The 18,107-nt window shown below is 70.0% G+C and carries 19 protein-coding genes and 1 pseudogene; 12 read left to right on the plus strand and 8 right to left on the minus strand.

Annotation, left to right across the window (positions count from 1 at the left end):
- From ACH4FX_RS36365 to ACH4FX_RS36375, 3 genes are all read left to right on the plus strand, one after another.
- Positions 1-825 carry an alpha/beta fold hydrolase gene (locus tag ACH4FX_RS36365; RefSeq protein WP_398485741.1) on the plus strand — a complete coding sequence of 275 codons (825 nt, stop codon included), beginning with the start codon at positions 1-3 and terminating at the stop codon, positions 823-825.
- A gap of 121 nt (positions 826-946) precedes the next feature.
- Complete coding sequence (locus ACH4FX_RS36370) at positions 947-1,909, plus strand: thioesterase (RefSeq protein WP_398485742.1); 963 nt, start codon at positions 947-949, stop codon at positions 1,907-1,909.
- The gene (locus ACH4FX_RS36375) at positions 1,906-2,634 is read left to right on the plus strand and encodes a 2-hydroxychromene-2-carboxylate isomerase (protein WP_398485743.1); all 729 of its coding nucleotides are present in this window, start codon (positions 1,906-1,908) and stop codon (positions 2,632-2,634) included. The genes ACH4FX_RS36370 and ACH4FX_RS36375 overlap by 4 nt, the downstream gene beginning before the upstream one ends.
- Positions 2,635-3,035: 401 nt before the next feature.
- Here the strand turns inward: ACH4FX_RS36375 and ACH4FX_RS36380 are convergent, their stop codons facing one another.
- The 5 genes from ACH4FX_RS36380 to ACH4FX_RS36400 all read right to left on the minus strand — a co-directional run bounded on the left by ACH4FX_RS36380 (position 3,036) and on the right by ACH4FX_RS36400 (position 8,230).
- Complete coding sequence (locus tag ACH4FX_RS36380; protein ID WP_398485744.1) at positions 3,036-3,503, minus strand: hypothetical protein; 468 nt, start codon at positions 3,501-3,503, stop codon at positions 3,036-3,038.
- A gap of 1,632 nt (positions 3,504-5,135) precedes the next feature.
- Complete coding sequence (locus tag ACH4FX_RS36385) at positions 5,136-5,729, minus strand: CGNR zinc finger domain-containing protein (RefSeq protein WP_398485745.1); 594 nt, start codon at positions 5,727-5,729, stop codon at positions 5,136-5,138.
- 154 nt (positions 5,730-5,883) lie between these two features.
- Positions 5,884-6,381 carry a hypothetical protein gene (locus ACH4FX_RS36390; protein ID WP_398485746.1) on the minus strand — a complete coding sequence of 166 codons (498 nt, stop codon included), beginning with the start codon at positions 6,379-6,381 and terminating at the stop codon, positions 5,884-5,886.
- A 306-nt stretch (positions 6,382-6,687) separates the two neighbouring features.
- On the minus strand, positions 6,688-7,539 hold the full coding sequence (locus tag ACH4FX_RS36395) for an MBL fold metallo-hydrolase (protein WP_398485747.1): 852 nt from the start codon (positions 7,537-7,539) through the stop codon (positions 6,688-6,690).
- Positions 7,540-7,792: 253 nt separating this feature from the next.
- Entirely contained in the window at positions 7,793-8,230 is a 438-nt protein-coding gene (locus ACH4FX_RS36400) for a nuclear transport factor 2 family protein (RefSeq protein WP_398485748.1), read from the minus strand.
- A 282-nt stretch (positions 8,231-8,512) separates the two neighbouring features.
- Between ACH4FX_RS36400 and ACH4FX_RS36405 the strand changes: the two genes are divergently transcribed.
- From ACH4FX_RS36405 to ACH4FX_RS36420, 4 genes are all read left to right on the plus strand, one after another.
- Entirely contained in the window at positions 8,513-9,325 is an 813-nt protein-coding gene (locus ACH4FX_RS36405; protein WP_398485749.1) for an alpha/beta fold hydrolase, read from the plus strand.
- 77 nt (positions 9,326-9,402) lie between these two features.
- The gene (locus ACH4FX_RS36410) at positions 9,403-10,296 is read left to right on the plus strand and encodes an alpha/beta hydrolase (protein WP_398485750.1); all 894 of its coding nucleotides are present in this window, start codon (positions 9,403-9,405) and stop codon (positions 10,294-10,296) included.
- A gap of 48 nt (positions 10,297-10,344) precedes the next feature.
- Entirely contained in the window at positions 10,345-11,136 is a 792-nt protein-coding gene (locus ACH4FX_RS36415) for an enoyl-CoA hydratase/isomerase family protein (protein WP_398485751.1), read from the plus strand.
- A 327-nt stretch (positions 11,137-11,463) separates the two neighbouring features.
- Entirely contained in the window at positions 11,464-12,171 is a 708-nt protein-coding gene (locus ACH4FX_RS36420) for a Tn3 family transposase (protein WP_398485774.1), read from the plus strand.
- Here the strand turns inward: ACH4FX_RS36420 and ACH4FX_RS36425 are convergent, their stop codons facing one another.
- Complete coding sequence (locus ACH4FX_RS36425; protein WP_398485752.1) at positions 12,172-13,098, minus strand: LysR family transcriptional regulator; 927 nt, start codon at positions 13,096-13,098, stop codon at positions 12,172-12,174.
- A gap of 85 nt (positions 13,099-13,183) precedes the next feature.
- Between ACH4FX_RS36425 and ACH4FX_RS36430 the strand changes: the two genes are divergently transcribed.
- From ACH4FX_RS36430 to ACH4FX_RS36450, 5 genes are all read left to right on the plus strand, one after another.
- Complete coding sequence (locus ACH4FX_RS36430; protein ID WP_398485753.1) at positions 13,184-14,302, plus strand: epoxide hydrolase family protein; 1,119 nt, start codon at positions 13,184-13,186, stop codon at positions 14,300-14,302.
- Positions 14,299-15,078, plus strand: a complete 780-nt coding sequence (locus tag ACH4FX_RS36435) for an SDR family NAD(P)-dependent oxidoreductase (RefSeq protein WP_398485754.1) — start codon at positions 14,299-14,301, stop codon at positions 15,076-15,078. The genes ACH4FX_RS36430 and ACH4FX_RS36435 overlap by 4 nt, the downstream gene beginning before the upstream one ends.
- Positions 15,075-15,965: a fumarylacetoacetate hydrolase family protein gene (locus tag ACH4FX_RS36440; protein WP_398485755.1), complete on the plus strand. Its 891-nt coding sequence runs from the start codon at positions 15,075-15,077 to the stop codon at positions 15,963-15,965. The genes ACH4FX_RS36435 and ACH4FX_RS36440 overlap by 4 nt, the downstream gene beginning before the upstream one ends.
- 54 nt (positions 15,966-16,019) lie before the next feature.
- Positions 16,020-16,925: a hypothetical protein gene (locus tag ACH4FX_RS36445; RefSeq protein WP_398485756.1), complete on the plus strand. Its 906-nt coding sequence runs from the start codon at positions 16,020-16,022 to the stop codon at positions 16,923-16,925.
- 354 nt (positions 16,926-17,279) lie between these two features.
- Positions 17,280-17,498, plus strand: a complete 219-nt coding sequence (locus ACH4FX_RS36450) for a hypothetical protein (protein WP_398485757.1) — start codon at positions 17,280-17,282, stop codon at positions 17,496-17,498.
- Here ACH4FX_RS36450 and ACH4FX_RS36455 read toward each other — a convergent pair.
- A pseudogene (locus tag ACH4FX_RS36455) lies at positions 17,485-17,724 on the minus strand (hypothetical protein); the annotation flags it as partial. The gene ACH4FX_RS36450 and the pseudogene ACH4FX_RS36455 overlap by 14 nt on opposite strands.
- Before the next feature lie 67 nt (positions 17,725-17,791).
- Positions 17,792-18,106: a hypothetical protein gene (locus ACH4FX_RS36460; RefSeq protein ID WP_398485758.1), complete on the minus strand. Its 315-nt coding sequence runs from the start codon at positions 18,104-18,106 to the stop codon at positions 17,792-17,794.
- Between the last annotated feature and the right edge of the window lies 1 nt (position 18,107).

The raw sequence follows: 18,107 nt of genomic DNA on the forward strand, positions 1-18,107 counted from the left end.
ATGCCTCTCCGGCCCGAGTGGCATCTGCTCGAAGGGGGTGCCGCCCGCGTCACGACACACCCCACGGTGATCGCCGCTGCTCACGGGCTACAGGCGTCCTGGCGCACGTGGGGGCCGTTGGCCCGGCATCTGCCGTCCGGCACCCGCCTCTACGCCCTCGACCTGCCCTGGCGCGCGGGAAACGACTACGGATGGCGGCACACCGCCGACGCCTCGCAGCATCTGGCGCGCGCTCTCCAAGCCGTTCCGGAGCGCCCGGACGTTCTCGTGGCCCACTCCTTCGGCGCCAACGCCGCGCTGGGATACTTGACGCAGCCGCCCCCCTGGGCAAGCCGACCACGGGCCGCGGCGCTGGCAGCGCCGTTCTTCCGCACCGAGGACTGCCCCGCCGACCGGGCCGTCTTCGAACGCCACCGCGAAAAAGTCCGCGCCCTCATGGCCGAAGCGGTACGCAGCCGACTCGGGCACCGCAGCGAGGAGCTGGGAGAAGCAGTACGCACCGCCATGGAGCGGACCGCCATCGCCCGGCTGCCCCCACAAACTCACCAGGCGCTCTTCGACAGCTACCGCGCAACCGGCGTCCTCGATCTCAGCGCGGTCCACATTCCAGTCCTGGTGGCAGTCGGTGAGAAAGACCCCGGAGTCGACGCCTGCCAAGGGCGCGCGCTGACCGGACGGCTGCCAACCGCCACACTCCGCGTCTACCGGGGCGTCGGCCACTTCCTCACCCATCAAGCACCCAAGTCGTTCGCTGCCGACATCACGGCCCTTTCCCCCGCGTACAGGACGGACACCGATTCTCCGTCTTCGATGCCCCTTCCGTGACGTTCCCCGGTGGGTCCCGGACCGGACACCCGACGCTCCCGCAGGGCATTCCGCCGTCCGCAGGGCACCGCCCAGCGCAGCCGCCTTCCACCCGCCCAGGACAGCGCCTTATGGAGACCACATGAACGCACCGAGCCGTACCATCGACACGGCCACTGTCGGCCGACCGCGCTACGCGGGGATCAACATCCGCACCTGGGCCGGCTTCAAGCAGTACCTCGACCTGCTGGAAGAAGCCGTACTCGACCACTTCCGCCGCTCAGGCCACAGCGCACGGCGGATGCACGAGACGTTCGGCCACGGGCTCGACATCGTGGAGACCTCCGGCACCTACTCCGCGCCCATCAGCCTCGACCAGGTCACCCGGACCCAGCTGACCATCACCGAGCCGGTACCGCACCAGGGCCTGCCCCTGAAAGCCCTGGTGACGGTCGACGGACCCGAACGGACACGGCCGGCATTCCGCGGCACGGCCCGGGCGGCCCTCGTCGCCGACCGGGCCCGCACGGACTGCCCGCCCCTGCCGCCCGAACTCCGAAGCCTGGCCGTCGAATCCGTCGACGCCCTGGAACCCATCCGCTCCGGAAACCCCCCGCCACCGCTGCACCCGCCCGCATCGGCCGGGCCCGGCCCCGTACCGACCGGCCCGGAGACGAACGCCCTTCTGTGGCGCCGACGCATCCCGTACTACCACTGCCACTACGACCGCCGCCTGCAGCACGCAGGCTACGTGCGCGTCCTTGAGGACACCGTCGACCGGTACCTGGACGCCCAGGGAATCGCGATCGGCGACTACTTGGCGACGCGCGGCTGGGTGCCCGTCGTGCACCGCACCCGCCTCCGGATGCTCGCGGACGCGTTCATGGAGGAGGACCTCCACATCGTCTTCGCGGTCACCGGCGTCATCCGCGGCACCCTCTTCGACGCCCGCATGAACTGCTACGTCCCGCGCGGCGACGCACTGGTACCCACCGCGACAGCGACCATCACCCACGGATACGCGCACGCGGCCGGCGAACGCGCCGGCACGCTCGCCGAGCTGGACGAAACCACCGTCAAGGCACTGCTCGGAGGTGCCCGGTGAAGCTCCCGCCCCGCCTCTACTTCAGCCTGCGTTCCCCTTTCAGCTGGATGGGCCTCAAGCGTCTGGAAGAGCTGCTCCCCCAGGCGCGCGAGCATCTCGACTACCGGCCCTTCTGGGAACCCGACCAGCAGCTCACCGAGCAGCTCACGGCCCGCGGCTGCGGCTTCCACTACGTGCGGATGAGCCGGGCCAAGCACCGCTACATCCTGCAGGACACCAGACGACTGGCCGCCCGCCTCGGATACCGCATGGCCTGGCCCGTGGACGGGCAGGCACCTTGGTGGGACTTGCCGCACCTGGCCTGGCTCAAGGCCCGGCGGACGGGACAGCACCACGAGGCGTACGAGCTGATGGCCGCCGCCCGCTGGGAGCGCGGCGAGGACATCTGCGAGCCCGAGGTGTTGCGCGCCGTACTCGCCGTGGGCGGCCGGGAGCTGGCCGCATCGGTGGAGGCCGTGCACGACCCACACACCCGCGCCGAAGCGGTCGACGCCCTGGCCACCGCCTACGAGGACGACATCTTCGGTATCCCGTACTTCGCTGTCGGCCGGCACCGGTTCTGGGGCCTGGACCGCGTCGAGCACTTCGTCGCAGAGCTGGCCGGACACCCGCCGAACCGTCCCCCGGCCCCCAACGGCCACGACACCCCGCTCGCCTCGCCGCCGCACCGGCTGCCGAACCCGATGGTCTCCTACGACCGGGACACCGCCGGCGGCTGCGGCTGACAGACGGCAGGACACGACAGACCTCCAGCCGCCGGCGGACGCACGATGTGTCCGGCCAGAGCCGTCGGCACCAACTCCGGCGCCTTCTCGGCCGCCCCAGCCCTCCGCCTTCACCATCGCCGCCCATCATCCGGTCGTCGCCGACTTCCTCGACCGGGTGCGCGACGGTGCCCCGGGCATTCCGTACGGTGTCACGCCGGAGCAGTATCTGCGAGCGTCCACCGAGGCGCTGGAAATGGCCATGCCTGGCCATGTGGGGGGCTGTGGGAGGCGTTTGTTACCGACTTCGGGATGCGGTTGGCGGGGATGCGAGGCGCTGAATGTCGGTGAGTTTTGCGCTCGGGCACAGACTTGGGGAGCGGTCGCGGAGCGTCACAAGGCAGGACGCTTCGCGGCTGTGATCACACCTGCTCTTGGTAGACCCGGATTTCTTGGGGGTGGAAGTTGCGGGCGACCGGCCAGAATTCCTGGCGCCCGAGGCTGTTGGCCCAGGCGTCGAGTTCGTCGTCCGTGTCGTGGAAGAACCAGGTCTCGACGTGCCCCAGCGCCCGAAGCCGGGGGACGGGCTCGTACCGGAGTTCGCAGTGGAGCTGGATGTAATGATCATGCTCGCCGGAAGCGTCGTTGATCTCGAACTGCCGGACCAGGTCCAGAGCGAAGACGGGCGGTTCTTCGAAGGCGTGAGTCCCGTACTGGAAGAGAAGGCCATCAGCGTCCGGCGTGTCCGCGGTGTCGAAGCGTTGCGAGCCGAAGCGCACGAACCGGAGCCACACCTCGTCCACGTCCAGTTCGGCGAGCGGCTGATAACCACGGCTCAGCTCATATTGAAGTCGCTCCTCGGCCCGGTCTATGGGCAGCCTATCCGACATCCCTGTCCTTCGCGGTCTCGACGGAATCTGTGGCCTCGCGGTGATCTTCTCAGGCCACCACACTCGCTAACGTGACCAGGGCTGGCTGCAGAGTCTGGGCGCGACGCTATTGAAGCTGGATCATCTTGCGGAGCAATTCGAATCCGGCACGGCCGTAGAGCTGCCTCTTGCTCTTCTTGATGCGGTTCACGGCGCCTTCCGTGCCAACGGAGCTCCAGTGCAGGGTGAGGCCGGCGGTCACCGCGTCGAGGTCTCGGAGCAGATGGAGGGCAAAGTTGGTGCAGCCGGGCAGTTGGCTGGCATCGACGGCTTCGATCCATGCGGGAGCGTAGGACCCAGCCGGTGGACCAGCATTTCCCCGAAAACGCGGACATATTCGGCCACTGTATCCAGTTCAGGGCAGCGATCCAGGACGTCCTTCAACGCAGCGCGCTCGTCTCCGTTCAGGGGTTGCGGGGTGGCGGGTGAGCCAGCCGGTGACCCGCCTCACGGTCGGCGCGCCTGGTGGTTGCGAACCTCGACCCCGACGTCAATCGCAGGGTACTCGCGGACCGGAGGGTCGCCAAGGCCGACGCCGCCTGGAGTCGGTGCATGAACGCCGCAGGCCACACTTTCCCCGACCCTGCCGAGGCCAGGGCCGTGGCCGTGGCCGTGGCCGTGGCCGTGGCCGTCAAGGGCGACGGGCAAAGCTGATTCGCTCCCTTGACGGGCACTACCGTGATCAGCTTGCTCAAGAACACGCCGAGTCGATCAACACCTACCGGGAACTTCGCGGCCGGTCTCTGGCGGCCCTGAAGGGTCCTCCGAGCGGGAGCGATAAGCCTCGTAATCGGTCCTTTGCGCGAGCAAGAACAATCGCGGGCCGCCGGTCCCCCGCCTATCCCGGATGTGCTCTCAGAACCCGTTCTCACTCAAAAGCGGGAGGGACCCCCTTCTTCTGAGACGTACCTTGCGAGGAAATCCGGGCCCATGCCGGGCCCCAGCAGCCCTCCCCGACCGGCAGGCCGGACGCCGACGATGTCGAAGCGCACGCCTGCCCGAAGTGCGAAGCCCAGCCCGGCTCACCATGCCGCTCGCGCGGCGGCGCGGTCGCCTCCGCCTACCGCACCCGGCGCTTCACCCGGGTTCCCCGCCTGAAAAAGGCCCTGCGGGTACCGACCCCCGCCGACCGCGCCCCTGGCCGGCCATGGCGGCCCGGCACCCCGCCAACCGCCCCGCTCGACCCGGACCTGCCGAGCGCGGACCCGCATCGGCTAGGCTCGCTGCTCGACCCTCGGCCAGGAACTCGACTCCCAGCTTGACGCTCTCGCCGGGCACGGCATCCCCGCGACAAGACCTATGGCGCCCTACTTCATCGAGGCTGTCAGCCATCTCGATGTAGAGCCCCCAGGGCGTCTTGACCGTCGGGGGCGTCTGCCGGGACACCGCCCACCCGGTTTCACGCACCGACTCGTAAGCGAGATGTGTGGGTGCGGTTGTTGCCATGCCTCGTACGCGCCGATCAGATTCAAGGCATCGAGTTCTACGGGGGGGCGATGGCGGCAGCGCTGGCGCCGAGGTGCACGGCCCGCGCCCGGGGCGGGTCCGCGGGGGTGGGGCGGCCGTCTGGCACCAGCGGCCTCCGGGTGAGGGCTACGCCTGTCCGGTGGCGCGCCGGCGGGCGCGGTAGGCGCGCAGGTTAACGGTGTTTCCACAGGTCTTTACGTCGTGCCAGACGCCGCTGTTGTTGCGGGAGCGGTCGAAGAAGGCCACCTTGCACCGCGGGTTGCGGCAGGTCTTCAGACGGCGGCGGGTGTCGGCCCGCTGACCTTCGAACGCCGCCGCGATGACCAGCGCGGCCAGGCGCCGCCACCCGGTGCCACGCGGTTCGAGACGGACGAGGCCGTCCTGGCCGAGTTGAAGCGCTGCGGTCGCGGTGTGCAGGACCGGCACGGCCTCCTGGGCGGCCTCGGGCCCCAGTGCGACGAGTGCCTGCAGGTCGTCGCGGAAGGACCGCAGCTCGGTGAGGCTCTCGGCGTCCAGGATGATGTCGGGAACGGCCTGCCCGACGCCTTCGGACCATTGTGCCGTGGCCTCGTTCACCCACTTCTGGGCGGATTCGATGCCCTGTAGGAGATCGGGCTCCCGAGGCGAGCCGGCCGAGATGGTATTGAGCAGATCTTGGACCAGGCCGAGGCTACCCGGGGCAGCCTCCAGGCCGTACCGTGCGGTAGCGGGCCACGGCATTGCGGATGACACCTCCTGGACGACTGGGACTGGCGAGCTTCCTCATCCTTTCACGGCGCGGGCGAGCCTCCCGGGGCGCCCTCGGCCGCATGCGCGGACTGCGAGGAGACCCCCGGAGAGAGCGTCGCGGTGTGTGCGACCGCCGCCGCCCGGCTCATCCCCAGCTGGGTGAGCAGGCCGAGCGTGACACTTGCGGTGTTGGCCGCGGCGTAGGAGTGACGGTGGTCAGCAGGCCGAGTGGTGCGATCAGGACGCCTGCGATGATCACGGGCAGGCCGTAGGTGAGGTAGGCAACGAGGAAGATGGCCGCGAACAGGCTCGCGCGATCGCGGATCGCGGGTCGCGGGTCGCGGCCAGGGGCGCAATGGCGCGGATCGCCCCGGAGAATGAGGTGCCGAAGCCGGCCCCGCCGCCGACGCCGCCGATCCACAGCAGGGGCAGCATCCCGGGGGCGACGCCCGCCACGACGGGGCCCGCGGCTGAGGACGGTGCCGAGCCTCCGGTGTCGCGCCGGTGCCGGCTCCATGATCGACGCTGTGATAGCTTCGCTCGCCGCGCCGGTCGCGATGCCCTGGAGCGTGCGGGCGGCGATCACCCAGCCGATATCCGGGTCGAACGCGCACATCAGCATCGAGCCCAGTTCGAGAGCCATGGATCCCGGCAGTACGGGGCGGCGCCCGAGGTGGTCGGAGAGCGCCCCGTGACCAGGGGCGCGCCGAGCAGACCGACGGCGTAGGCGGCAAACGCGACGGCGAGGGCCCACGGGGCGAACCCCACTGCTGTGGGAAGACCATGAGCAGCGGAGGTGGTGCTCCGGCGGCGGAATACAGGACGGCGTACGCAAGGACGGCGGCGCCGAAGGCCCCGGTGGGCGGCAGCGTACCGGGGGCGCCGGGCCGTGGCCGTACAGGTCATGATGGGCGCCTCCTTCCCTGCGTGCGCGGGGACTCGCGGCGGTTCAGGCCCCGAGCAGGCCGACCGCGCCGTACCACAGCGGTCCGGGGTTGAGACGGTCGCCGTGGAGCCGCATCATCCGGTCGAAGAACTCGCGCGCGGTGGGCTTGTCGTCCAGCAACCGCTGGGCGTCCCGCAGGTACTGCCGCGTCTCGTCGATGATGGCCGGGTCGTCGGGGCGGTCCTTGTTCTTGTGCCCGGCCACGACGGCGCGCGGTTCCAGCTCGGCGATCCGGTCGAGGGCGCCCAGCCAGGCCGTCAGACCGCCACCGCCGCCTTCGAGGATGTAGGGGTGCACGTCGTTGTAGGCGATGTCTCCGGCCACCACGAGGCCGATCGACGGCACGTGGAGGAAGGTGGTGTCGTCAGTGTCGGTGTGCCCGGCCTCGTACGCCCGGACGACGTTGCCCTCCAGCAGGAAGCCGTCGGCGGGGACGGGACGGGCCAGGACGGGCGTGGCCGGGATCTGGCCGGGGAAGACCTTGTCCCACATCTGCTCACGGCCGGTCGTGGCCTGCTGGTGCATCATGCGGATCGTGCCCTCGGTCGCGTACGCGACGGCGCCGGGGAAGCGTTCGACGAGCTGCGCCGTGCCGAACCAGTGGTCGCCGTGCCCGTGCGTGGCATAGATGACGGCGAGCCGTTTGCCGGACCGTTCCACCCAGTCGCCGACCTGCCGGATCTGGTCGTGGGTGAAGGGCGGGTCGACCAGTACGGCGTCTCGCTCGCCGTGGATCAGGGTGGACGTGATCGGGGAGGAGACGATGACCTCGCCGTCGGGCATGCGCTGGTCGCCTGCGCGGGGTGCGCCGGGCGAGACGAAGACCTCGTAGGACAGGGGGGTGGGTGTGGCCATGGCGGCCATCTCCTCTCGGTGCGTCGGAGTGGGTGGGGGCAGGCGTGGGTGCGCGAGTTGTGGGTGGAGCTCGCCGAGTTCGCCGGACGGGGCGGCCTTGACCTGGCGGCTCATTGGTCGGCCAGGACCTCGTGGGCTCCCGCCTCGATGCCGTCCAGGGAGAGGGCGGCGACCTTGGCGGGGACGGCCTTGGACGCGTCCTGGCCGGCCCGCCCGGACGCCGCCGGAGCGGCGGCGGGTGCGGGTTTGCAGGTCAGGCCCGGTAGAAGTGGTCGCGCCCGACGGCACCGCCGACGCGGTTGCCGAGCTCGTTGGAGAAGGCCAGCAGGTTGTCCAGAGGACGGTGCTGGATGACGGCCCGGACGATCTTGCCGTCCTCGTCGACGGTCAGGATGGTGGAGCCCCGCAGCTCCTTGCCGCCGAACGCCTTGGCCTCCCACTCGATGCAGGTGCGGGACCCGTCGGTGATCTCGTACGTGAAAACGAGGGCCTCGTAGATGCCGCTGGCGGCACCCATGACCTGCTTGACGTTGTCACGCCCCTCGACCGGGCTGCGCAGCGCGCTGGCTTCGAGAACCACGTCCTCGGCGAACGCGGCGGCGAAGGCCTCGGCGGACTTGGCCGCGAACGCCTTGGTCCAGGGCTGGGCCTCGACCTCGTCGGTGGTGTTCGTCTCGGCGGTGCCACTCATGGGGATCACTCCTGCTCTGTGGTGCGGTCGCTCCGGCACCCGGGGAGGTGACGGGGCCTGCCTCAAAGGCATGAAATAACCGTAGCACTTTTACTTATGTCCGCTATCGGTGCGCATGGATCGATCACCTATGTACGCACCGTAGGAGGGACTGACTTCCTGTGATAAGCCCACTCCTTGTCGGACGTGAACGTATGACCTATGGTTCTTTCACCCAGCGGATCGACACGCCCGAGTGGTCTCCGTCCGGAGCACCACGACTCCCCGGAGAGGACGAACCGTATGAGAGCCGAAGGCGGCGCGGACAGGCGCACCCGCCTCCAGCACACCGGCAGGGACGGTCGGACGCTGGTCTTCGTCCACGGATTCCTCGACGACAAGCACGTCTGGGACGACGTGATCCGGGAGCTGAAGACCCAGGGCGTCCGGACCGTACAGCTGGACCTGGCCGGATTGGGCGAGCGCACGGACGCCGACGGCCCGTTCGTACTGGACCGGTTCGCCGCGGATGTCGCGGCCGTCATGGACGCTCTGGACACGCCGGTCGTACTCGTCGGGCAGAGCATGGCCGCGCCGATCGTGGAACTGGTGGCCGCCACGCACTCCGCGCGAACGCTCGGCCTTGCCCTGGTGACACCCGTTCCGCTCGCCGGCACGCGGCTACCGGACGAGGCGGTCGAACCCTTCCGCGCGCTGGGCGGCGACCCGCAGGCCCAGCGGGCCGTACGCCAGCAGCTGTCCAGCGCACTGGCCGAAGCCGATCTGGACCGGCTCACCGCGGTCGGCGCCCGGGTTCGGCCCGAGGTGGTGCGCGCACTGGCGGACTGCTGGAACACCGGCCACCCGGACGGACGGCGGCCGAGCCGCTACCAGGGTCCCGTGCTGGTGATCCAGGGCGCGGACGACGGCTTCATCACCGAGGGGCTGGTCACCGAGGGAGTGCTGAGGCGATTCGGCTCCATCGAGTCAGCCACGGTCGACGGCGCCGGGCACTGGGTGCACGTCGAGCGGCCCGCTGCCGTCGCCGCGCTGCTCGATGTCCTTCTCGCCACAGCACACCCCACCGACAACCCCGCGCAGGACGCGCGACCGTAGCGGACAGATCCCGCGCACTTCCCTGACGGCGGCCGACCGCCGGTCCGACCGGCCGCGGCTTTGCAAGGAGACGACTCATGACCGAACGTACGGACATCGCCTTCCCGGCAGAAGGCGGCGTCACGCTGCGCGGCTGGCTGTTCCTCCCGGACGGCCCCGGCCCGCATCCGGCGATCACGATGGCCCACGGCTACGCGGGCGTGAAGGAGCACGGGCTGGCGCGCTTCGCCGAAACCTTCGCCGCGGACGGCTTCGTCGTCCTCGTCCACGACCACCGCACGTTCGGGGCCAGCGAGGGCCTTCCTCGCCAGGATGTGGACCCCTGGCAGCAGATCGCCGACTGGCGCCGCGCCATCTCCTTCCTGGAGAGCCGGCCGGAGGTCGATCCGGGCCGGATCGGCGTATGGGGCACCAGCTATGCCGGCGGCCATGCCATCGTCCTCGGTGCCACCGACCGGCGTCTGCGCTGCGTGGTGGCGCAGGTGCCCACGATCTGCGGCTACGAGCAGGGCCTGCGCCGCGTCCCGCCAGAAGCCACTGCCGCCCTGGAAGAGGCGTTCGCGCAGGACGAGCGGGCCCGGTTCCGTGGCGAGGCGCCCCTGACGCAGGTGATCGTCAGCGATGATCCCGCGGTCCCGGCGGCCTACCGGGCCAAGGACGCCATCGACTTCTACCTCCAGCAACTGCCCCCGGGGGCCTGGGAGAACCAGGTCACCCTGCGCTCCACCCGCGCCGCCCGCATGTACGAGCCCGGCGCCTGGATCAGCCGGGTCTCCCCCACCCCGCTGCTGCTCGTGGTCGCGGACCACGACACCGTCACGGTCACCGACCTGGCGCTGGCCGCCTACGAGCGCGCGCTGCAGCCGAAGAAGCTGGTCCTGCTGCCGGGCGGTCACTTCGACCCGTACCTCGCCAGCTTCGAGGAGTCCAGTGCGGCGGCCCTCGAATGGTTCCGCCGGCATCTGGCTTGAACGCTCCCCACCAGACGGGCCATCAGTACTACCACCATCGGAGTCCCCATGCCCCGCCTCACGCACACCATCGGTGACGACGGCATCGCGACCATCGTCCTGACCAATCCGCCGCAGAACCGCATCGACCGGCAGATGGCCGACGAACTCGCCGCAGCCGTCGAGGACGTCACCCGGCGTGAAGCCCGTGTCGTCCTCCTGCGCGCCGACGGCCCGGACTTCAGCTTCGGCGGCGACATCGTCGACTGGCCCGACCTGAACGGCGCCGAACTCCGCGCGCTCTTCGAGCACTACATGAGCGTCTTCAACGCCTTCGAACGCCTCCCCGTGCCGGTGGTCGCCGCCGTCCAAGGACAGTGTTCCGGCGGCGGCTTCGAGCTCGCCCTGCGGGCGGACGTCATCCTCGCCGGTGAGTCGGCGCACTTCGGCCATCCCGAGCAGACGCTGGGCATCGTCACCCTCCTCGGCGGCATCTACCGGGCCGCCGAGCGCGCCGGGCGGGCCCGGGCCGCGGAGTGGGCCCTCACCTCCCAACCGGTCCCGGCCCACACGATGGCGAACGCCGGCGTCGTCAACCGCGTCCTGCCCGACAGCACCCTGCTCCAGGAGGCGACCGCCTTCGCGCAGAAGCTGGCGAAGGGACCCACCCGGGCCCACACGGCGCACAAGGCCCTCCTCCGTGCCTGGGCCGCGGGCGGGACCGCCGCAGCCGACGAGGCCATGCTCGACATCGCCATGCCGCTCTTCGCGACCGAGGACGCCAAGGCGGGACTCGCCTCGGCGATCGCCGCGTTCAAAGCAGGCACCCCGCGCCCCGAACTCGACTTCCAAGGCCGCTGACGGCGACGCGTCGGCTCCCCTGCTGCCGTGCCCGCAAACGACGGGACGTCGAAGCGACACGGCGGATCCGTACACCTAGCGTGAAACTGCTGGCTGGTGCTGCGTTTCGCTTTGGCTGGGTATATGGCCTGGTGGCGGGGGTGAGAGGAGCCAGGTAGGGGCTGAGTGAGGTGCTGTGGGCAACCTGGTCACGGAGACCAAGGCGAACGAGAAGGCGTTCAAGGCCAAGGCCCGCACCCCGCTGCGCTCCTCATACAGCTCGTGCTACCGGCGAATGCTGCCGCCGCTGCTGCTGAGCACGCTGGGCTTCAAGTGCCATGACACCGCCTGCCGGCTGGTGATGGACGCGCTCGCGCTGCTGGTGAAGTACGCCGATGTCGATGGCAAGGCCCGCTTCTACGACGCTGGCGCTTCACCCGCGGCGGTCCCAAGCACCCCACCTACCAGGCCCTCGACGAACTCGGCCGTACCGTGCGCACAGTCTTCGCCTGCGGCTACCTCGCCAGCCCCGGCCTGCGCCGCGAGATCCACGGCGGCTTCCAGACAGCGGAGAACTGGAACAGCGCGAACACCGTGCTGCACTACGGCAAGGACGGCGCCTTGACCGGCCCGGACGAGGAACACGCCGGGACATCGATGCTCGCGCTGCACCTGCTCCAGTACAGTCTCGTGCACGTCAACACGCTGTTGCTCCGACAGATCATGGCCGAATCCAAGTGGGCATCGAGGCTGTCGGCGGAGGATCGGCGCGGCCTGACCGCGCTGGCAGTACGGACGCTGAATCAGCGCCGCCTGCGCGCAGGACAGCTCTACGGCCGCGGGGCTTGCACTCGCGTGTGCCCTGCACGCCCTCAACGAGGTCTCCGAGCGCGTCGGGCCGGGCTCCGCCGCTGCGGTGCGCGGCACGCTCGGCTCGTCCAATTCAGCGGTGCGCAAGACAACCGCCGAAGGGACCGCCGATCTCGTCGGGGCGCTGTGGCGGCAGATCAGGCACGGGCCATGATCGCTTGTGCGGGCGGGCGGAGCCGCCGCTGATCACGGCGTGTGGATGGGGCCGGCCCGGTGGCTTCCGGTGAGCAGAGCTTCGGCGTGCTTGCGGAAAGCAGTGACCAGACGGCTGCGGTCGCCGGTGCGGGTGGCGAGTACGACCTGGCTCGGTTCGACCCCGTGCAACGGGACGGTGGTGAGGCTGGGATGCAGGCCGGTCGCGTGGTCGAGGGGCGGCCCGATGGCCACGGCCTGTCCGGCGGCGATGAGTTCGTGTTTGTCCTCAAGGGCTTCGGCCAGGGGCCCGTCGGGCGCGGGCCGCCCGTCGGGCCGGGGGTCGAGCCGCCAGTAGGCGTTCAGCAGCGGGTCGGACTGGCGTACGTGGGGGATCGGCTCGTCGGCGATGTCGTCGAGGGTGACCGACTCCTCGCCGGCCAGACGGTGGTCGCGGGGCACGACCAGCACGCGCGGTTCGTCGTAGAGGACGGTGACGCGCAGCCGGTCGGTGGGGAACGGCAGGCGCGCCACCACCGCGTCGACGCGGTGCTCCAGCAGCGCGCCGCGCGAGTCGTTCCAGGCGAGCAGGCGGGTGTGGACCTCGGCATCGGGATTGCGGTCCCGCAGGGCGCGCACGGCCGGAGTGATGATCAGTCCCTTGCTGTAGCCGATGGTGATGCTGCTGGGCCGGGCCGCGGCCCGGGTGCGGGCCATCGCCTCGACTGCGGCGCGCAGCAGCTCCTTGGCCTGGGGCAGGAAGACCTCGCCGGCGTCGCTGAGCCGGGTGCCGCGCGTAGTGCGGTCGAGCAGGCGGACACCCACTTGCTGTTCGAGGCGGCGGATCTGCCGGCTCAGCGAGGGCTGGGTGGTGTGCAGCGCCTCGGCTGCACGGGCGAAGTGCTGGTGCTCGGCGACCACCGTGAAGCACTGCACCAGCCGGAGGTCGAGGTCCACGGGTGCGGGGAAGGGTTCGGGCACCACCCCACTCTAGCTGGCCTTATACACAGAACGTATTGCATGTATCGGAACAATCATTGGACTGTGCGCTCGTCGCGGCCTCACCGTGGTGACCATGACATCGGACAGCGTGACACCGTTTCGTATCGACGTTCCGGACAGTGCCCTGGAGGATTTGAAGGACCGGCTCCACCGGGTACGCCTTGCCGGCCGGGAGACCGCGCCGGACAGCAGCCAGGGGGTGCAGCGGGAGCGTCTTGAGGAACTGCTGGAGTACTGGGCCACCGGGTACGACTGGCGCAATCTGGAGCGGCGGCTCAACGAGCTGGGTCAGTTCCGTACCACCATCGACGGTCTCGGCATTCACTTCATGCACGTTCGCTCGCCCCGCCCTGACGCCACGCCGTTATTGCTGCTGCACGGATGGCCGGGCTCGTTCCTGGAGTTCCTCAAGACCGTCGGCCCGCTCACCGAGCACGGCTTCCACCTCGTCGTCCCCTCGATGCCCGGCTACGGCTTCTCCGACCAGCCCGCCTCGACCGGCTGGGGCCCGGACCGGATCGCCCGCGCGTACGGCGTGCTCATGCGGCGCCTCGGCTATGACTCCTACCTGGCCCAGGGGGGCGACTGGGGCGGTGTCGTCGCGACCCGCATGGGGGCACAGCGCCCGGTGGGCCTGCGTGCGATCCACGTCAACTTCCCCGAGTTCCTCGCCGCACCACCGGTCGGCGACGACCCGGCCCCCGAGGAGAAGGCCGCACTCGAACAGGGCAGCCGCTTCTTCGCCGTCCATTCCGGATACCACGTCGTGCAGCGCACCCGGCCGCAGACCATCGGCTACGCCCTGACCGACTCCCCGGCCGGGCAGGCCGCCTGGATCTACGAGAAGTTCCTCGACTGGGCACGGCCCGACGCACTCACACCCGATGAGATCCTGGACCACATCTCCCTGTACTGGTTCACCGGCACCGCTGCTTCCTCTGCCCGCCTGTACTGGGAGTACGCCCGGCAGCCGCTCGCTCTGACCAAGCCGGACCTTCCCGTCGGGGTCAGCGTCTTCCCGGACGAACTGACGCGTACCCCGCGTATCTGGGCCGAGCGCGCCTATCACGACCTGCGCTACTTCAACGACGACATCCCCGCAGGCGGCCACTTCGCCGCACTGGAGCAGCCTGAGCTGTTCGTCGAGGAGATCGTCAAGTTCGCGCGGTCGGTGGCCGTATGAAGACGGTCGTGATCACCGGAGGCACGGACGGTATCGGGCGCGGCCTCACCCGTATCTGCCTCAAGCGCAGGGACCGGATCGTGGTCGTCGGGACGGAGAAGGCCAAGGCCGAGCCCGGCGCCTGGTTTATCCGGGCCGACCTGGAGCTCACCGACGCGGACAGGCGGCTGACCAACCGGCTCTCCGCCGAGCTCGACACGGTCGACGTCCTCGTCCTGGGTGCCCAGTTCCAGCGCTCCAGGCATACGGAGACCACCGACGGCCTGGAGCCCGACTTCGCGCTGACCCACCTCAGCCGCTTTCTGCTCAGCCACGGCCGGGCCGGCCTACTCGGCCGCGCCGCCGATCCGGTCGTGCTCAACTTCGGCGGCACCGGGCGTTTCGGGTCGCCACGCTGGGAGGTCCATCAGCAGCGGACGCAGTATCACGGCCTCAACGCGATGATCCAGGCCGGGATCCTCAACACTGCGCTCGCGGTCGGCTTCGCCGACCGTCCCCCCGCCATCCGGTACGTGAACGACCTCCCCGGCACCGTCGCCACGAGTTTCGCCGGTGACTACGACGAGGCCGAGGCCGCGCAGATCGTTCGTCTTCGCGCGCCCGGTGGACCCGTGGAGAGCGCCGTCAAGGAGATCCAGCCGTTCCTGGATTCCAGCTCCCCGGGCCACACTGCCGCCGCGCGCGAGGGAGGCGCCGTCCCCCTGGGCCCTCAGGCATCCTCCCTCGCCGACACACGACGGCCCTACGACTACACCCGGGAGGTGCTTGCCCGATGAGGTGGGTCAGCTACCGCTCCACCGACGGCTCCCCGCGCTGCGGCGTGGTGCACGACAACAAGATCCACGCCGTGGGCATGGGCCTGCTGGAGCTGCTGCGCGCCGAAGGCGGACTGGTGGCCGCCGCAACCAGGGAACCGACCGAGATCGTCGAACTGGCTACGGCCGACCTGCTGGCGCCGATACCGGTGCCCCCTGCGGTCCGGAACTTCGCCGCGTTCGAACGTCACATCAGTAATGCGGGCAAGGCAGCCGTTGGCGACGGCAGGGTCAGCCCGGCCTGGTACGAATATCCGCTCTTCCACTTCTCCAACCCGGCGGCGATCAAGGGACCGCACGACGAGGTTCCCATCGCCCCGGGCGCTCAGTTGTGGGACTACGAGGTCGAGGTGGCCGCGGTGATCGCCGGGGACTGCTCGAACCTCGACGCCGCCACGGCGGAGCATCACATCGCCGGCTACCTGGTCTACTGCGACTGGAGCGCACGCGATTTCTCCGCGAGCGAGATGGGGTTCGTGTACGGCCCGTCCAAGAGCAAGGACGCCTCGACCAGCCTCGGCCCGTTCCTCGTCACCCCCGACGAACTGGAGCCCTACCGCTCGGGCAGGGGCTACGCGCTGCAGATGGACGGATACGTCAACGACAAGCATTACGGCGGCGGCAGCTGGGACGAGATCCACTGGTCGTTCGGCGAAATGCTGGCGCACGCGTCGCGCGGTACCACGCTGCGCGCCGGTGACATCATCGCCAGCGGTCCCGTGGGCACCGGCTGCATTCAGGAGTTGTCCGGCCACCGCCCCTACCTGACGCCGGGAGACACGGTCCGGATCGAAGTGCGGGAACTGGGCGCGATCACCGCCCGGATCACCGCTCCAGAGCCGTTCTGACTGCCCGGACACCAAAGACGATCTTGATCCTTCCGCTTGCCAGGAGACCACGACATGCATCTCGCCAGCACCTTCGCTCGCGCCGGCATGAACCTGAGCGCCGTCCGCGAGATCAGCGCCACCATCAACGCGACCCACCTGTTCGTCTACTTCATCCCCGAAGCACCGGAAGAGGCCGCCAAGCTGGGCGCAACCGAGTACGCACCGGCGTACTTCGCGTTCCGGTCAGCCCCGATGGGAGCAGTACCGTGGCAGGTCACACTCGCGGCCTTCTACAACTTCAGCCCGCGGTCGGTGCAGGCCATGGCAGGCGTGTGGGACACAGCGACGCCAGAAGAGTGGCAGAACGCTCGCTTCGCAGCCGTCACTCGTGCGCTGCAGCGCGTCGACGTGAACCTCACCGCCGATCAGATCGCCGAGGCACGATCGCTCATCGACCCGGTCGTCGCGAGCGCCGACTACGCCGGGAAGACGATGGCTGCCGCCAACGCCTCGGTCCCCCTCCCAGCCGAACCGCTCGTCGCGCTATGGCAGCAGATCACAGTGCTGCGCGAGTGGCGCGGCGACGCGCATTTCACCGTGCTCGCCGCCAACGGCCTCGGGCCGTGTGACTGCAACGTTCTGCAAACCGCGACAGGTCACTTCCCGGAAGCGATCGCGCGTGCCACCCGGCTGTGGGACGACGAGGAGGTGGCCGCGGCAACAACACGTCTCGTCGCCCGCGGCTGGCTCAACACCGACGGCACCGCTACCCAAGCCGGCATCGCGGCGCGCGAGCAGATCGAGGTCGAGACCGACGAGCACTGCGCTGCGCTGTGGACGCCGATCGGCGACGCGAAGGTCCGTCGCCTCACCTCGCTCATCCTGCCGATCCACGACGCGTTCACCGCGGTCAGGACATACCCCTTCCGCGTGGAGACCGGAGCCCCGCAGACCGCCGCCCCGGAGGCCGCCAGGTAGGCCCCGTTCCCGTGTGGCCCGTGACGAACGGGCAGGTAGCGCAGGGTGACGCTGGGGGCTGGACCGGGCGCGTGGTCCCCGCACATGCGGGAATTCCCGCACGCGAAAGGCCGGAGCCGACCCGGCTCCGGTGCTCCCTCGTGGGGCGGCGGCGGTCCGGGCTTGTCGGATTTCCGATACCTGGGTATCTGCTGCGTCAGGTAGCCAAGGCCGCCCGGGCTTTAGCCGCTCCTGCCGCGTACGCCGCTGCCCGGCCCTGTGGGGCAAGGCGCAAGCTCCCCCGCCGAGGCCGGGGCCGGCCTGCGTGGCGAGCCAGGCGGTGCTGCGCGCGGCGAGCAGGTGCTCGGCGGCGCGGTGACGCACCTGTCGGGCGGCGGTGTCAACGGCCCGCTCGGCTACCACCTGAGCCTGCGGCCCGCGACCGAGCGTCCACAGAGCCGACTGACGGCGTTCACGCAGGAGACATTCGGCGGCCAACCGGCCCATGACCGCAACGGTCACCTCATTACCGCTGCCCATACGGGCGTGGTCGCAGACGGGATGAAGGCGGGCGCGCATCGCGGGCCGCAGTAATCGCGGTTGCATCGTCCGCCTGCCCCAGCCGGATCGCGGTCCAAGAGGTGGCGCCGGGTTCGAGGGCGGTGACGAACGAGTACGGCCAGCCCGGGACCACCTGCGTGTCGTCCTTCGCCCGCCCGTGAACTTGGCAGAACAGCCGCTCCGCGGAGCACGGTTCGAACAGCTCATCGCGCCGCTTGGTCAGGCACGAGAAGAAAGCACCCCGGAAACGGGACACCAGCGCGTATGCCTACCGCCGAGGCACGGACAAGAACCCACGCACCACACGGCACACGATCGCGCGAAAGTCACCCGACCACCGCAGACCGCGGCAACCCTGCCCCAAGTCCGGCAATTGTTCGAGGCGATAGCACCATGTATGGCATGACGATCAACCGCAGGTCCGGCGGTCCGTCGGCATGCAGGGTCTCGAGCAGCGGGGCGAACAGCGGCGCGTGAGTGCCGGGGGCGATGGCGTCGCTGGCCAGGAGGGTCAGCGGCGGCAGGTCGGCGGGGCGGGCGGCAGCCAGCAGCCCTCGGAAGGTCGCGGAAGCGCCCCAGCAGATGTCAGCGGCCAGCACCGACGCCACCAGCGGCTCCAGGCCCGCCAGCCAGGTGTCCACG

Origin of the sequence: Streptomyces sp. NPDC018019 (assembly GCF_044327805.1) — a bacterium.
Classification (GTDB): Bacteria; Actinomycetota; Actinomycetes; order Streptomycetales; family Streptomycetaceae; genus Streptomyces.

Bases quoted from the DNA above. Each gene is read 5' to 3' on its own strand.
- ACH4FX_RS36435 (WP_398485754.1), top strand. From the start codon at position 14,299: ATGAAGACGGTCGTGATCACCGGAGGCACGGACGGTATCGGGCGCGGC.
- ACH4FX_RS36405 (WP_398485749.1), top strand. From the start codon at position 8,513: ATGAGAGCCGAAGGCGGCGCGGACAGGCGCACCCGCCTCCAGCACACC.
- ACH4FX_RS36445 (WP_398485756.1), top strand. From the start codon at position 16,020: ATGCATCTCGCCAGCACCTTCGCTCGCGCCGGCATGAACCTGAGCGCC.
- ACH4FX_RS36365 (WP_398485741.1), top strand. From the start codon at position 1: ATGCCTCTCCGGCCCGAGTGGCATCTGCTCGAAGGGGGTGCCGCCCGC.
- ACH4FX_RS36415 (WP_398485751.1), top strand. From the start codon at position 10,345: ATGCCCCGCCTCACGCACACCATCGGTGACGACGGCATCGCGACCATC.
- ACH4FX_RS36400 (WP_398485748.1), bottom strand. From the start codon at position 8,230: ATGAGTGGCACCGCCGAGACGAACACCACCGACGAGGTCGAGGCCCAG.
- ACH4FX_RS36385 (WP_398485745.1), bottom strand. From the start codon at position 5,729: ATGCCGTGGCCCGCTACCGCACGGTACGGCCTGGAGGCTGCCCCGGGT.
- ACH4FX_RS36370 (WP_398485742.1), top strand. From the start codon at position 947: ATGAACGCACCGAGCCGTACCATCGACACGGCCACTGTCGGCCGACCG.
- ACH4FX_RS36390 (WP_398485746.1), bottom strand. From the start codon at position 6,381: ATGGCTCTCGAACTGGGCTCGATGCTGATGTGCGCGTTCGACCCGGAT.
- ACH4FX_RS36380 (WP_398485744.1), bottom strand. From the start codon at position 3,503: ATGTCGGATAGGCTGCCCATAGACCGGGCCGAGGAGCGACTTCAATAT.
- ACH4FX_RS36410 (WP_398485750.1), top strand. From the start codon at position 9,403: ATGACCGAACGTACGGACATCGCCTTCCCGGCAGAAGGCGGCGTCACG.
- ACH4FX_RS36395 (WP_398485747.1), bottom strand. From the start codon at position 7,539: ATGGCCACACCCACCCCCCTGTCCTACGAGGTCTTCGTCTCGCCCGGC.
- ACH4FX_RS36440 (WP_398485755.1), top strand. From the start codon at position 15,075: ATGAGGTGGGTCAGCTACCGCTCCACCGACGGCTCCCCGCGCTGCGGC.